This window comes from Dolichospermum flos-aquae CCAP 1403/13F (genome assembly GCF_012516395.1).
GTDB lineage: Bacteria > Cyanobacteriota > Cyanobacteriia > Cyanobacteriales > Nostocaceae > Dolichospermum > Dolichospermum lemmermannii.
Genome location: NZ_CP051206.1, coordinates 2,209,825 through 2,224,553, shown reverse-complemented (window position 1 = coordinate 2,224,553; position 14,729 = coordinate 2,209,825). Strand labels below are relative to the sequence as shown.

Sequence of the window (14,729 nt, the reverse complement as noted above, 5' to 3'; positions counted from 1 at the left end):
TCATCATAATCCCAAATCTCCGCATTGCCCATACTGAAAAGTAAGCAAAAAAGACACCTTATGCCGAGTATTCCTAAAAACCTCCTCGATTTCACTCAAACTCCCCATAGCGGCTATCATTGGGATGGTAGCAACCGCCGCTTCTTTGAAGGCTGGTATTACCGCGTCACACTGCCCGAAATTAAGCAAACTATCGCCTTCATGTACTCTATCGAAGATCCCAGCGGTAATCAGCCCTACAGCGGCGGTGCAGCCCAAATACTGGGCATAAATGATGAATATCTTTGTCGCACCTTTCCCGATGTCAATAAATTTTGGGCGAGTCGGGATATTTTAGGATTAGGACATTGGGGAAAAACCAACTTACAAGTTTCCCCCCTGTATCTTATCCCCAGTGAATTTACACACCATATTCAAGAAGGTTATCAAGCCACAGCCACCTTAAATCAAGGCATAATTACAGATCCTGCCACTAGTAATTATTGCCGATGGGAATACGAAATTAAACCCGTATACGCATGGGGAAATCAAAATAGTCTTCAGCAATCAACCGCTGGTTGGCTATCATTTTCGCAGATATTTGAACCCGGCTGGCAAATTTTAATGGCTCACGGTTTAGCCAGTGGTTGGATTGATTGGCATGGTAAAATTTATGAATTTACAAATGCTCCAGCATACGCAGAAAAAAACTGGGGTGGTGCTTTTCCCCAAAAATGGTTTTGGCTAAATTGCAATTCTTTTATTAATCAACCCGATTTAGCTTTAACAGCCGGTGGCGGTAAACGTGGTGTATTATGGTGGATGGAATCAGTGGCGATGATTGGTATCCACCACCAAGGCAAATTTTATGAGTTCGTTCCCTGGAATTCAGAAGTAAAATGGCAAATTCAGCCCTGGGGTAGATGGCAAATGCAAGCCAAAAACCTCAATTATGAAGTTGAACTGACAGGAACTACCCAGCTACCAGGTACACCTCTGCGCGCACCGACAAGCAATGGTTTAAATTTTTGTTGTCGGGATACTATGCAAGGGGAGCTAAATTTAGAATTGCGAGAACTTAATGGCAGCAAATCTCAAGTTATCCTCAATGCCAGTAGTAATCTGTGCGGTTTAGAAGTTGGTGGTGATGATTGGGATAATTACTGGGCAATAAATATTTTCCCTGCTCCCTGCCCCTGCCTCTTTTCTCCTGACTCCTGCTGAGAATCGCTACAATAGAACTCCTATCATTCTCATGTTTTAGACTTGCAGGAGGTGGGAGATAATTTTTAGCATGACAGGAGGATTATTTTGAGATATCTTAAAATAAGTTAACATAATTATCATAATGTCCTCTTTCTTAGAGAAGCTAAGTATAAGCAGCAAACCAGTACAGGAGAATCAACATCAGTGAATAATAAAAGATGGAGAAATACGGGGCTGTACGCGCTCCTTTTTATAGTTGTTATTGCCCTAGGAACAGCATTTTTTGACAAACAACCCCAAAGCCGGGAAACATGGCGCTACAGCCAGTTTATCCAAGAAGTTAAACAAGGCAGAGTTGAGAGAGTCAGTTTGAGTTCTGACCGTTCTACAGCTTTGGTAACACCCAAATATGATCCTAATAAAAAGATAGTTACCTTAGTTAACGACCCAGATTTAATCAATACTCTGACAAATAAAGGTGTTGATATTGCCGTATTACCTCAAGCAGACGAAGGATTTTGGTTTAAAGCTCTCAGCAGCTTATTCTTCCCTGTATTGCTGCTAGTTGGTCTATTTTTCCTTCTCCGTCGCGCTCAAGGTGGACCAGGTAGCCAAGCCATGAACTTTGGTAAATCTAAAGCCAGAGTGCAAATGGAACCCCAAACTCAAGTGACATTTGGGGACGTTGCGGGTATTGACCAAGCTAAATTAGAACTAAATGAAGTTGTAGACTTTTTGAAAAATGCCGATCGCTTTACCGCTATTGGTGCAAAAATTCCTAAAGGTGTACTTTTAGTTGGTCCTCCTGGTACTGGTAAAACCCTGCTGGCGCGGGCTGTTGCTGGAGAAGCAGGTGTTCCTTTCTTCTCAATTTCCGGTTCTGAATTTGTGGAAATGTTTGTGGGTGTGGGTGCTTCCCGTGTCCGCGATTTATTTGAACAAGCAAAAACAAACGCTCCTTGTATCGTCTTTATTGATGAAATTGACGCGGTAGGTCGTCAACGGGGTGCTGGTTTGGGTGGTGGTAATGACGAACGGGAACAAACCCTCAACCAGTTACTAACGGAAATGGATGGTTTTGAAGGTAACACTGGCATTATTATTATTGCTGCTACCAACCGTCCTGATGTATTAGACGCGGCTTTATTACGTCCCGGTCGTTTTGACCGTCAAGTTGTCGTTGACCGTCCTGACTACGCTGGAAGAAGCGAAATTCTCAGAGTTCATGCTCGTGGTAAAACTTTATCTAAAGATGTAGATTTGGATAAAATTGCCCGTCGGACTCCTGGTTTTACCGGTGCAGATTTATCTAACTTACTCAACGAAGCGGCAATTTTAGCCGCCCGTCGGAATTTAACGGAAATTTCGATGGATGAAATTAATGATGCAATTGATCGTGTATTAGCGGGTCCGGAAAAGAAAGACCGGGTAATGAGCGAAAAGCGCAAAACTTTGGTTGCATACCATGAAGCAGGTCACGCTTTAGTTGGGGCTTTAATGCCTGACTATGACCCTGTGCAAAAGATTAGCATTATTCCCCGTGGTCAAGCTGGTGGTTTAACTTGGTTTACCCCTAGTGAAGACCGTATGGACACTGGTTTATATAGCCGTGCTTATTTGGAAAATCAAATGGCTGTGGCTTTGGGTGGTCGTCTCGCTGAAGAAATCATCTTTGGTGAAGAGGAAGTTACTACTGGTGCTTCTAATGATTTACAGCAAGTTGCCAGAGTAGCTAAACAAATGATAACTCGCTTTGGCATGAGCGATCGCTTGGGTCCAGTTGCCCTTGGTCGTCAACAAGGAAATATGTTCCTGGGTCGAGATATTATGTCTGAACGCGACTTTTCAGAAGAAACCGCTGCTGCTATTGATGAAGAAGTTCGGAAGTTAGTTGATACTGCTTATATTCGAGCTAAAGAAGTTTTAGTCAATAACCGCAAGGTATTAGATGAAATTGCTCAAATGCTGATTGAAAAGGAAACCGTTGACGCTGAGGAATTACAAGAAATTCTTGGTAATAATGATGTGAAAATGGCTGCTTTTGCTTAATTTTTCCTAAACTTTTAAAAAGGGTAATTCTGGTTTTTCTGGAATTACCCTTTTATGTAACACTCTCGGAGAAAATTAACAAAAATGATGCCAAACGTAGAAATAACCAATAAATCCACAAATACTAAAATTGCTAAAGAACATATCGAGCAAGTTTTTCAGCAATTAATTGACAAGGCTATCCTGATCTTTATCGAGTAGATCAGGGAGAGTTTCCAGGGCAAGCGCATCTTATTTTTAGAATGCTTACTGGACAAAGGTTTTGACGATTGTTAAGTTTTGTAACTAAAAGTTAAAACCCTTGCTGGGCATGGATTACAGAATTTAGGTGCGTTTGCCCTGGGAGAGTTTCGTATTCTCTATAAAATTCAAGAGGAGGAAATTCAAATTTTCCGAGTTGGTAAGCGAAATGATGATGAAGTTTATGAGAATTTATAAACGATATAACAAGTGACAGGTAACAGGCTTCTCGTGATAGAATTTAATTGATGATTAACACCACAAGACTTATGCTAAAAACAGTCGAAGGTATTTATCGAGACGGGCAAATTGAATTTACAGAACCCCCTAAAGATGTGAACAATAGTACCCAGGTTCTCATCACTTTTCTTGATTCTGGTAACATTGATCCTCACAAGATACGCCAATTAATTGAGCATTTGGAAACTATTGCTGGGATTGGGCAGGGTTTTGAAGAACTCAACGCTGGTAAAACGCGCCCTATTGCCGATTTTATTCAAGAAATGCAGCAGAAATATGACATTTCAGGTTGAGATTACTCCAATTGCTGAAAACCAAATTTCGCAAGCCTATCGCTGGTATCGAGAACGTAATCCTGAATTCGCAGATATTTGGTTTCGAGGATTGATGAATACCATTGCTACCCTGCAAGAGAAGCCCCAGCGTTGTGCTTTGGCAGTGGAACACGAGATTTTTCCAGAAGAAGTCCGTCAATTGCTTTATGGCAAATCTAAGAATATTTACAGAGTGCTATTTACAATTCGAGACACGATAGTATCTGTTTTATATGTTCGTCATACTGCTCAAGCACCTATGACTATAGATGATTTAGAAGATTTAATTTAGCATTCAGATAAACAATACAATTACGCATTTATACGGTTGTTTTATAAAATACAACTATTCAATAATCATAATTAATTACAGTAGTTTGCGATCAAAACAAAGCATAAATAAATGTCAATTCCAGAATTTCTTGCTGCTATTAATGGTATAGCTCAATTATGGGCTGCTGATAGGCAATTCTTAGGAGTTTTGTCAAGTGACAGATATGATCCAAACTCAATCAGCAATTTGCATGGAATGTATGGCAGTGCTTATGGTCTTTACAGTATCCGTAATCAACACGGAATATATGGTGGTGCTTATGGTCTTTATAGCCCTTACAATACTCATTGCTTAAATCCCCCTTTTGTCCTTCATCAAGGTCAAGCAGTTTTGGTTGTGTTGAAAAATGCTCATTTTCAGACTAATGGTGTGCCAGTCATTGATCCTGATTTTTTGCTAGATATATATGCACAATTTAGCAATTCAGCCAACTATAATATTTATTCTGCACCTATGGAGGAAGTAAATCAGAATTTACAAAATACACAACAAACATTTAATAATACAGTAGTGAATCCCACTACGATTATTCTAGAACCAGAACAAAGTCCACCAATTCGCGCACAAGATCACTTTGTCCGGGCTGAGGTTTACAGTTATCCAACTATATTTATTCCTGATGGCATTGGGATTATGTTAAAACAAGGAAGAACGCCAGAAGACACATATTTACCATCAGCAGATGGAGTTGATAGGGGAATATCAGTAGAAGTAAACTGCAAAACAGGTGAAGGTTTGATAACTGGACAACACTCAAATTATATTTTTACCCAAACGCAACATCAGCCATTTAACTATATTCAGTCTCCATCAGATCCTTATGCGATCGCCATTTCCTTTGCTTGCCAACACTATTTGAGTAAAGGAATATAAGCCTTTCGATATTCTTTATTGTTCTCATTATAAAACTATGGACATTTATAATATTGTACATTTTTGATAAATAATTATGAAGCACAAAAAGAATTTACTAGTAAATAAATCTGAAGCAACTACAAATGAAGAACTTAAAAAAGCTGCTTCCAAATATGGGGCTTTGGTATACCCTAAAGTTAGAATAGCTGATATTGTAGAAATTAATCAGAAAATTTTAACAGATAAAGATGAATATAGCTATGCTTTAAAGGCTCATTTTGACTTTGTAATCACTACAGGAAGTGAACTATCTCCAGAATTTGCAATTGAAGTTGATGGAAGTTCACATAATGATCCTCAAGCACAGAAGCGAGATAGAAAGAAAAACTCTATATGCCAAAAGTACGAAATTTCATTATTTAGAATAAAATCAAATTTCCTCAAACCAATTGGTGATTTTCCCAAAAATGATTCACAATCTATTTTTGCAGGTAAGTTTGATTCTTTAGCGGGTTGGCTTGTGGAAACTTGGTTTTTACAAAAGGCTTTTTATGAAGCACAAGATAATGGTTTAATTCCCGAAGATGAACCATTTTTGTGGTTTTCATTTATTGGACATGACCCTTTCGCACAATCAGCACTATATTTACACAAAAAATATAAAGACAAGCTTTGTAGGACAATTAAACCAAAAATCATTAAAGGACATGATGATAACGAAATAACTTGGGCAACCTTGGCAATTTTACAACTTCATAATGGACTATATATTTATGGTGAATCTGAATGTACATCAATTAATTTTTATTCATCTTCTGCATACGATCTATGTGAAGAATTAGCAATTTTAGAAATTGTGCAGCGTTTTGAAGAAATAGAATCTATAACTGGACTATTTACACAGGAACAAATGGCAAAAAAGGAAGAAGAGTTTAGAAAGAAATATATATAGGAATCCGGTTTGATTGTTGTTCATTATACTGAGACTCAATCGTTGATTCGATGGGGTTTACGGTTTACAGCTTGTTCAAAAATCAAATAGTAGCCCTATAGTTCCCAAGTATCTTGAATAAAAATGATAATTATCCTATTTTCAAAACTAAGGTTTCTTCTCCTGGAGTAACTAAGGTTTTTCCTACTGGTAAAATGGCTAAAGCATTTGTTTGGGCTAAGTTAATTAAGTTTCCAGAGTTTAAGTTACCACCAGCTTGATGAAACTCATAAATACCATTATTTAAATTTAAAGTACCCCAAATATAAGTTTCCATTTTTCCGTTAGATTTTAATTCGGAATAGGATTTCACTTTTAAAAATTTCGCTTCCCAACCTTGATTAATTCCTGAAAGTTTTTTGATTGTCGGTTGGACAAATCGCCAAAATGTCACCAAAGCCGAAACGGGATTTCCTGGTAAACCAAAATAAAGGGAATTGGGAAATGTGGCAAATGTTAAAGGTTTTCCTGGACGCATTTGCACGGCGCGAAAATGGATTTTTGCCCCCAAAGATGCTAATATATTATCAATATAATCATAATCACCGACGGAAACTCCACCAGAAGAAAGAACTATATCAGCATGATTAATGGCATAATTTATAGTTTCTGTTAAAGCAATTGGATCATCTTTAACAATTCCTAACATTAACACTTCTGCACCCAATTCACGCACTAAAGCTGCTAAAGCATATTGGTTAGAATCTACTATTTGTCCGGGTTTTAGAGTTTGTTCTGGTGTTACCAACTCATCACCGCTAGAAAAAATAGCCACTCGTGGACGACGGAAAACACTGATTTTAGATAATTGCGCTGCGGCTAAAATAGCAATTTCTGCTGCATTCAGGGGAATTCCTGCTGGTAAAAGTTCTTTTCCGGCTTGGTAAAAGTCTCCTTGGTGTCTAACAAATTCTTGGGGTTGCGGTGTAGCTAAGATAAAAACTTGATTTTCCTGCAATTTAGTTTTTTCCTGCATAACTACAGTATCCGCACCTTTTGGGATGATTGCACCGGTGAAAATCCTGGCTGCTTGTCCTGGTTTAATAGTAATTTGCGGTTGATATCCTGCGGGAATCTCTTCGACAACTTCCAATATGGTAGGATTTTCAGGATTTGAATTTTGCACATCTTCATAACGTACAGCAAAACCATCCATTGCGGAATTATCCCAATGGGGAAAATCTAAAGAACTAATTACAGCAGTTGCTAAAATTCGGTGAGATGCTGTTAATAAATCCACAACTTCAATATCATGTTCTTGATTTAAAGGTTGGACGGCATTGAAAATAATAGTTTCGGCATCTTGGACTGATAACATAATGAATAAGTAGGTTAGCGTTAAAAATTGTCGTTATAGCAAGGCAAAAGGCAAGGGTGAAGAAGTTTTCAGCGATTTTACATTTCTTTACACTGAATAGAAATTTAATAGTTAATTAGTGAGCAGATACCCAACTTCTATTTTAGAATTAGATTATATATCATATATTTATTTAAGAAGTTGGGGATATTTTATATCTCCCCATAACCACCACCTCCTGGAGTTTCAATGACAAATATATCTCCAGGATTCATTTCTACCACAGCTTTACTTCCTAATTTTTTCACAGTTCCATTATTTCTTTCTACATAATTTTTACCTATCATACCTGCTTTCCCACCACATAAACCAAAAGGGGGAATAACCCGATGATTTGCTAAAATTCCCGCTGTCATATTTTCCAAAAACCGCAACCGTCGAATTACACCATTTCCACCATGATATTTACCTTTTCCTCCGCTATTTTCCCGAATTTCAAAACTTTCTAAAATTACCGGAAACCGCCATTCTAAAACTTCAGGATCTGTTAATCTAGAATTAGTCATGTGGGTATGAACTGCGTCTGTTCCATTGAAATCTTCACCCGCACCAGAACCACCACAGATAGTTTCATAATATTGATATTTCGTATTACCAAAAGTAAAATTATTCATCGTTCCTTGGGAAGCAGCTAACACACCCAAAGCCCCATATAAAGCATCTGTAATTGCTTGGGAAGTTTCCACATTTCCCGCAACTACCGCAGCCGGATAATGGGGATTTAACAGACAACCTTGAGGAATAATCACTTCCAACGGTTTCATACATCCTGCATTTAAAGGAATATCATCATTTACCAAAGTGCGGAAAACATATAAAACTGCTGCTTTACAAACTGCTGATGGTGCGTTAAAGTTATTATTTAATTGCGGTGAAGTCCCAGTAAAGTCTATTTTAGCATTTCTGAGTTTTTTATCAATAGTAATTTTAACTTTGATCATACTTCCATCATCCAAAGCATAACTAAAACTCCCATCTTTTAAAACTTCAATTACTCGACGAACTGATGCTTCGGCATTATCTTGGACAAAACCCATATAAGCTTGCACAGTTTCTAAGCTGTAGTGTTCTACCATTTTCAATAATTCTTTAACTCCCAGTTCATTCGCTGCAATTTGCGCTTTTAAATCGGCGATATTTTGAGGAATATTCCTCGCTGGGTAAGGTTCACTGCTGAGTAAATTAATTAATTCCTGTTCGCAGAAAACCCCAGAATTAACTAATTGAAAATTATCTAATAAAATTCCTTCTTCTGTGACACTTGTACTATAAGGTGGCATAGAACCGGGAGTTATTCCCCCAATATCTGCATGATGTCCCCGTGAAGCTACATAAAAAATAGGAAAATGAGAATTAAGAAATATCGGAGTAATAACTGTAATATCTGGAAGGTGAGTTCCCCCATTGTAGGGATTATTAGCAGCGAAAACATCACCAGGTTGAATATTATTTTTATGAGTGGAAATTAAAGCCTGAATACTTTCACTCATGGAACCTAAATGTACAGGAATATGGGGGGCATTTGCGACCAATTGTCCATGATTATCGAAAATTGCACAGGAAAAATCGAGCCTTTCTTTGATATTCACAGAAGAACTGGTATTTTGTAATGTTATTCCCATTTGTTCAGCAATTGCCCGAAACAAATTATTGAAAATTTCCAACATGACAGCATCAGGATTTTCAATTTTCTCATTTGTATTTTCCACTGATAACTGACTACTAACAACTGACAAAACCAAATTCTGAATATTAGTTAATTCTGCTTTCCAATGGGGTTCAATAATATTTGTCCCCGTCGCTTCTACAATAATTGCCGGTCCAGAAATACAGTCTCCCGGTTGTAAATTCTCCCGACGATAAACTGGGGTATCCCACCATTTCCCAGCAGTAAACATCTGTACGGTTGTATCTGCAATCGGTAAATTATCATTTATCCGAGAAATTACAGATGCAAATGGGGCATCATGATGTAATACTAACTCCACCGTCACCGCTTCCACAATCAAGGGTTTTTCCTCGGCAATAAAGCCGTAACGCTGACGATGTAACTCTGCAAACTGATTCTGCATTGCTGCTAAATCGGCAAAATTTACAACCAAAGCCGCATCTGTTCCTTCATATCTTAAATACAGCTTTTTATACATTTGAATCCCTGTATTACCAGGATCTTGACGGTTTAATTCTTTTTTTCCCTCTGCTGCTAATTCTGTGAATACTACTTTTAAATTTGACAATATCCCTAATTCTAAAACCGCTTCAATAGCTTTTTCTTTTAACACCCTAATATCTGCCAAACCCATACCATAAGCAGATAAAACTCCAGAATAGGGATGAATAAATACCTGTTTCATTCCCAAAGCGTCAGCAATTAAACAAGCGTGTTGTCCACCTGCACCACCAAAACAGCATAAAGTATACTCAGATACATCATAACCACGTTGGAGGGAGATTTTTTTAATCGCATTGGCCATTTTATCAACGGCAATGGTAAGAAAACCCGTTGCTACTTGTTCCGCTGTGCGATTATCACCAATTTCTTCTACCAATTCCGCAAATTTACTCTTGACAATTTCCACATTCAATAATTTGTCAGCATTTGCTCCAAATACTTGAGGGAAAAAAGCAGGTTGCAACTTACCTACCATGACATTACAGTCTGTCACCGTTAGGGGTCCGCCTTTGGAGTAGGAAGCAGGACCGGGATTTGCACCGGCTGATTCTGGTCCAACGCGATAACGAGAACCATCAAAATGTAAAATTGAACCGCCACCCGCTGCAACGGTATGAATAGCCATCATTGGAGTTCGTAACCTAACTCCAGCCACTTCTGTTTCTAAGGTACGTTCATATTCACCATTATAATGTGCAACATCCGTAGATGTACCACCCATATCAAAACTGATAATTTTATGAAATCCTGCCATCAGAGTAGTTTGGACTGCACCAACGATTCCCCCCGCCGGACCGGACAAGATACTATCTTTACCAAGAAAAGTTTCTGCGTCAGTTAAGCCTCCATGAGATTGCATAAACTGGAGAGTAACGTTTTTTCCTAACTGACTCGCTACCTGATTCACATATCTTCGTAAAATCGGCGATAAATAAGCATCAACTACCGTTGTATCACCACGACTGACTAATTTCATTAAGGGGGTAATTTCGTGAGATACGGAAACTTGAGTAAAGCCAATGTTTTTAGCCAGGTTAGCAACCTGTTTTTCATGGTTGGTGTAGCGATAACCGTGCATAAAAACAATTGCACAGGAATGAATCCCGCTATTATAAGCTGTTTGCAGTTGAGGACGAATGGCATCTAAATTTAAATTAACTAATACATCACCTTGGGCGTTGTAACGTTCTTCTACTTCAATTACTTGTTCATATAACATTTCTGGTAAAATAATCTGCCGGGCAAAAATATCGGGACGGTTTTGATAGGCGATTTTTAAAGCATCTCGAAAGCCTTTGGTGATGAGTAAAACAGTTCTATCCCCTTTTTTTTCCAGTAGGGCATTTGTAGCTACTGTTGTCCCCATTTTGACAATTGTGATTTCCTCTGAAGGAATAGTTTCATGATCTGAAATGCCTAAAAGTTCCCGAATTCCCTGTATTGCTGCATCGGTGTAACGTTCGGGATTTTCGGATAATAGTTTGTGAATTTGTAATTTACCGTCGGGGCATTTGGCGACAATATCAGTAAATGTACCACCCCTATCAATCCAAAATTCCCAAGTCATTGTAGATTAACCCTCTTACAGAATTTATAAATTAGAGAAAACGGTATTAACAATATTTTAACCAACTACATCTTGCAAAGAATCACTTTTTTCTCGGACAAGATGGCCATCTTCCATGTAAACAATTCGGTCAGCAATATCTAAAATGCGGTTATCGTGGGTAACAAGCAAAATTGTACAACCATGCTCTTTTGCTAGTTTCTGCATTAATTCTACTACATCTCGTCCCGATTGTTTATCAAGTGCGGCGGTAGGTTCATCTGCTAGAACTATTTTTGGTTGACTTACCAATGCACGCGCAATCGCAACTCGTTGTTTTTGTCCCCCTGATAAGTTATCTGGATAATAATTAAGCCGATTTCCTAATCCTACCTCTTCTAGCATTTTTTGTGATTGGATTAACATTTCTTTTCGAGACATTTTCGGATGTAATTCTAAACCCATTCTCACATTTTGAATTGCTGTTAAGCTACCATGTAAATTATGAGCTTGAAAAATATAACCGTTAGTCCGTCGCGCTTGGGTTAATTGTTTTGCATTGGCTTTACAGAGTTCGTTGCCTAATATCTGCAAACTGCCAAATTGAGCCGAACGCAATCCACCAGCTAAGGTTAATAATGTGGTTTTACCTGAGCCAGATGGACCTGTCATAATCACAATTTCACCTGTATTAATGGTGAGGTTGATATTAAATAAAACTTGTTTTCGCAGTTGTCCATTTCCAAAATAATGATCGAGGTTTTGGATGGAGATTACAGGTTTGGGAAAGTTAAGAGTTTGCATATTTGATTGAGGTTTTCAGGATTTTTTGCACGCAGAGACGCAGAGGCACAGAAGAGTAATTTTGAGAATTTTACTCACATCACTTTGGTAAACTTCAACTATTGCGTACATCTGATTTATTTGCCCAAGTTCGACAATGCCGTTATTGGATACTACTTCACCTGCAGGAGTATAAATGTCAAAAATTACACCATTCTGGGGAGCTTTAACATAAGTTTGATCTAAGTTGGCTTTGGCTGATACTAAGTCTACTGGACGCACTTCATCTATTTTATTTAATGAAGTACATTCTATTTCGCGCAGAGGCGCAAAGAAGCAAAGGCGCAAATTTGATTAATTTGTCGGTTTCAAAGATGAGGAAATTGAAAAATTGTTAAAATAAATATGAGATGGAAATAGATGAGTAAATATAATTTATTGGGAGAGATATAAAGTTATTATTGCTTATTACTCCAGCAATTGGTATTCTTATAAAAGCAGGCTTAATCCATTTATAAGTATCAAATAAATGAATCACCAAACTACCTTTCAAGAAATTGCTTCTCAATTGCAATTATTCCAAAGTATAGAACAGAAAGAAAGATTTATATTTGTAATTGGTGCTTTAACATCGCGGTTAATTAGTTTATATAAAGCTTCCGAAATAATGGAAATGGATACAGAAATATTTTTGAAAGTTTTAGAATTAATGGGGATAGATTTTTCATATCTTACAGTTGAAGATGTTGTTATAGAGAAAATCTGGTAAGCATGATGAAAATAGTTTTGATGGTATTTTTGAAGATTGATAATTAAATTCTCGCTATTTGAATCTGAGTTGTAAATACGATATTACGATTGGACTTGTCAAGTACCGCATCAATTCGATCATGATTAGTTTGTATGTATTCCTGGATGCTGAAAAATTAGCAGGTAAGCCGATAAAATTGGTCAGAATGCGGGTAGCAGTTAAAGCTGTCAAAATTCTAGAATGAAATACAAGGTGAATGAATTAAAATTATTGCTATGCTGAACCGACTTAAAGACTTGACAACAAATATAGCACCCCGCTTAGTCGAAATCCGTCGCCATCTTCATGCACACCCAGAACTTAGTGGGCAAGAATATCAAACCGCTGCTTTTGTTGCAGGTGTGTTATCTGCCAATGGCTTGCACGTAGAAGAGGGAATAGGTAGAACAGGTGTCATTGGTGAATTACAAGGAACTCAACCTAGTGATAGGATATTGGCAATTCGCACTGATATGGATGCTTTACCCATTCAAGAACGCACAAGTTTAGAATATGCTTCTCGAATTGAAGGAGTCATGCACGCTTGTGGCCATGATATTCATACTACAGTAGGTTTGGGGACGGCGATGGTACTTTCCCAAATTGCCCCTGAATTGGGTGGAAAGGTGCGGTTTTTATTTCAACCAGCCGAAGAAATTGCCCAAGGTGCAAATTGGATGGTACAAGATGGAGTGATGAATAATGTTGCGGCTATTTTAGGGTTACACGTTTTTCCTTCCATTCCTGCTGGTTCAGTTGGTATTCGTTACGGTGCGTTAACAGCCGCCGCAGATAATTTAGAAATAATTATTATTGGTGAATCTGGACATGGTGCGCGTCCCCATGAAGCCATAGATGCAATTTGGATTGCAGCACAAGTGATTACATCATTGCAACAAGCTATTAGCCGTACTCAAAACCCTTTGCGTCCCGTAGTATTGAGTATTGGCCAAATTAATGGAGGAAGAGCGCCAAATGTGATTGCTGATAAAGTACAATTACTGGGAACAGTGCGATCGCTTCACCCAGAAACCCGTGATAAACTACCACAGTGGATTGAAAACATAGTGGCTAATGTTTGTAATTCTTTCAACGCCAAATATCAGGTTAATTATCATCAAGGTGTACCCAGTGTTCAAAATGATAATGCCTTAACACAACTATTACAATCCTCCGCAGAAGAAGCTTGGAGTAATGATCGTGTCCAAATTTTACCAGAACCATCTTTAGGTGCAGAAGATTTTTCTGTTTATTTAGAACACGCCCCTGGTTCAATGTTTCGCTTAGGTGTAGGCTATGAAGAGAGAATAATTAATCATCCCTTGCATCATCCCCAATTTGAAGTTGATGAATCTGCTATTATTACTGGAGTAGTCACATTAGCTTATGCAGCTTATAAATATTGGCTAAATAAGTCAGAAGTATGATTTGTGTGATTGGTTTGATTTAGATGATTAATTAGTCAAACAAATCACAAAAATCACAGAAATCACAAAAATCACAGTCCAGAAATTGCTCTTTAAATAAATTCCAGAAAATTACACTGTCAATCATGCCACCAATTGAAACTATAGATTCCAACTCATCAGAACAAAGCACTAATAATTGGTATTTAGTCACTGTCCGTTCTAAAAAAAGAGAAGTATTTTTGAAATATCTGAATTTAGCTATTAGCCAAAATCAATTACAAGACTTGGTAATAGAGATAAAAAGTCCCCAAGATGCAGTTTATCAAGATATTGTTTTATTAAATATCAGTAATTTCAAAAATGCCTATATACAACTTAAAAAAATCGAATGTTTCCAAAATATCGAACGAAAACCTTTAGCATTACCACAAGTAAATAGAATGTTGGGTATTGGATAAAATTT

General features: G+C 37.7%; 12 protein-coding genes and 1 pseudogene. 9 read left to right on the top strand and 4 right to left on the bottom strand.

All coding sequences use genetic code 11. The annotated features are described in order from the left end of the window. Positions 1 to 60: 60 nt before the first annotated feature. From HGD76_RS10990 to HGD76_RS10965, 6 genes are all read left to right on the top strand, one after another. A complete protein-coding gene (locus HGD76_RS10990; RefSeq protein WP_168695801.1) occupies positions 61 to 1,203 on the top strand; it encodes a tocopherol cyclase family protein in 1,143 nt (380 codons plus the stop codon). A gap of 186 nt (positions 1,204 to 1,389) precedes the next feature. Continuing rightward, positions 1,390 to 3,234: an ATP-dependent zinc metalloprotease FtsH3 gene (gene ftsH3 / locus HGD76_RS10985; RefSeq protein WP_015079544.1), complete on the top strand. Its 1,845-nt coding sequence runs from the start codon at positions 1,390 to 1,392 to the stop codon at positions 3,232 to 3,234. 509 nt (positions 3,235 to 3,743) lie between these two features. Then, complete coding sequence (locus HGD76_RS10980; protein ID WP_168695800.1) at positions 3,744 to 4,007, top strand: hypothetical protein; 264 nt, start codon at positions 3,744 to 3,746, stop codon at positions 4,005 to 4,007. Then, positions 3,991 to 4,320, top strand: coding sequence for a type II toxin-antitoxin system RelE/ParE family toxin (locus HGD76_RS10975; RefSeq protein WP_168695799.1), 330 nt, complete (start codon positions 3,991 to 3,993; stop codon positions 4,318 to 4,320). Before HGD76_RS10980 ends, HGD76_RS10975 begins: the two co-directional genes overlap by 17 nt. A 111-nt stretch (positions 4,321 to 4,431) precedes the next feature. Then, complete coding sequence (locus HGD76_RS24880; protein WP_210967766.1) at positions 4,432 to 5,235, top strand: hypothetical protein; 804 nt, start codon at positions 4,432 to 4,434, stop codon at positions 5,233 to 5,235. Between the two features lie 76 nt (positions 5,236 to 5,311). Next, positions 5,312 to 6,169 carry a DUF2726 domain-containing protein gene (locus tag HGD76_RS10965; RefSeq protein WP_168695798.1) on the top strand — a complete coding sequence of 286 codons (858 nt, stop codon included), beginning with the start codon at positions 5,312 to 5,314 and terminating at the stop codon, positions 6,167 to 6,169. Positions 6,170 to 6,299: 130 nt separating this feature from the next. On the opposite strand, the gene HGD76_RS10960 is transcribed toward HGD76_RS10965, so the two are convergent. From HGD76_RS10960 to HGD76_RS10945, 4 genes and pseudogenes are all read right to left on the bottom strand, one after another. Beyond that, the gene (locus tag HGD76_RS10960) at positions 6,300 to 7,526 is read right to left on the bottom strand and encodes a molybdopterin molybdotransferase MoeA (RefSeq protein WP_168695797.1); all 1,227 of its coding nucleotides are present in this window, start codon (positions 7,524 to 7,526) and stop codon (positions 6,300 to 6,302) included. Between the two features lie 191 nt (positions 7,527 to 7,717). After that, positions 7,718 to 11,305: a hydantoinase B/oxoprolinase family protein gene (locus HGD76_RS10955; RefSeq protein ID WP_168695796.1), complete on the bottom strand. Its 3,588-nt coding sequence runs from the start codon at positions 11,303 to 11,305 to the stop codon at positions 7,718 to 7,720. 57 nt (positions 11,306 to 11,362) lie between these two features. After that, the gene (locus tag HGD76_RS10950; RefSeq protein ID WP_168695795.1) at positions 11,363 to 12,088 is read right to left on the bottom strand and encodes a DevA family ABC transporter ATP-binding protein; all 726 of its coding nucleotides are present in this window, start codon (positions 12,086 to 12,088) and stop codon (positions 11,363 to 11,365) included. 66 nt (positions 12,089 to 12,154) lie between these two features. After that, positions 12,155 to 12,370, bottom strand: a pseudogene (locus HGD76_RS10945) (HlyD family secretion protein); the annotation flags it as partial. Between the two features lie 226 nt (positions 12,371 to 12,596). Here HGD76_RS10945 and HGD76_RS10940 point away from each other — a divergent pair. From HGD76_RS10940 to HGD76_RS10930, 3 genes are all read left to right on the top strand, one after another. Continuing rightward, positions 12,597 to 12,836, top strand: coding sequence for a hypothetical protein (locus tag HGD76_RS10940; protein ID WP_168695794.1), 240 nt, complete (start codon positions 12,597 to 12,599; stop codon positions 12,834 to 12,836). A gap of 257 nt (positions 12,837 to 13,093) precedes the next feature. Next, the gene (locus tag HGD76_RS10935; RefSeq protein WP_168695793.1) at positions 13,094 to 14,284 is read left to right on the top strand and encodes a M20 family metallopeptidase; all 1,191 of its coding nucleotides are present in this window, start codon (positions 13,094 to 13,096) and stop codon (positions 14,282 to 14,284) included. 125 nt (positions 14,285 to 14,409) lie between these two features. After that, on the top strand, positions 14,410 to 14,724 hold the full coding sequence (locus tag HGD76_RS10930) for a hypothetical protein (RefSeq protein WP_015079536.1): 315 nt from the start codon (positions 14,410 to 14,412) through the stop codon (positions 14,722 to 14,724). Positions 14,725 to 14,729 lie beyond the last annotated feature (5 nt).

Bases quoted from the DNA above. Each gene is read 5' to 3' on its own strand.
- HGD76_RS10990 (WP_168695801.1), top strand. From the start codon at position 61: ATGCCGAGTATTCCTAAAAACCTCCTCGATTTCACTCAAACTCCCCAT.
- HGD76_RS10980 (WP_168695800.1), top strand. From the start codon at position 3,744: ATGCTAAAAACAGTCGAAGGTATTTATCGAGACGGGCAAATTGAATTT.
- HGD76_RS10975 (WP_168695799.1), top strand. From the start codon at position 3,991: ATGACATTTCAGGTTGAGATTACTCCAATTGCTGAAAACCAAATTTCG.
- HGD76_RS24880 (WP_210967766.1), top strand. From the start codon at position 4,432: ATGTCAATTCCAGAATTTCTTGCTGCTATTAATGGTATAGCTCAATTA.
- HGD76_RS10965 (WP_168695798.1), top strand. From the start codon at position 5,312: ATGAAGCACAAAAAGAATTTACTAGTAAATAAATCTGAAGCAACTACA.
- HGD76_RS10960 (WP_168695797.1), bottom strand. From the start codon at position 7,526: ATGTTATCAGTCCAAGATGCCGAAACTATTATTTTCAATGCCGTCCAA.
- HGD76_RS10955 (WP_168695796.1), bottom strand. From the start codon at position 11,305: ATGACTTGGGAATTTTGGATTGATAGGGGTGGTACATTTACTGATATT.
- HGD76_RS10950 (WP_168695795.1), bottom strand. From the start codon at position 12,088: ATGCAAACTCTTAACTTTCCCAAACCTGTAATCTCCATCCAAAACCTC.
- HGD76_RS10940 (WP_168695794.1), top strand. From the start codon at position 12,597: ATGAATCACCAAACTACCTTTCAAGAAATTGCTTCTCAATTGCAATTA.
- HGD76_RS10935 (WP_168695793.1), top strand. From the start codon at position 13,094: ATGCTGAACCGACTTAAAGACTTGACAACAAATATAGCACCCCGCTTA.
- HGD76_RS10930 (WP_015079536.1), top strand. From the start codon at position 14,410: ATGCCACCAATTGAAACTATAGATTCCAACTCATCAGAACAAAGCACT.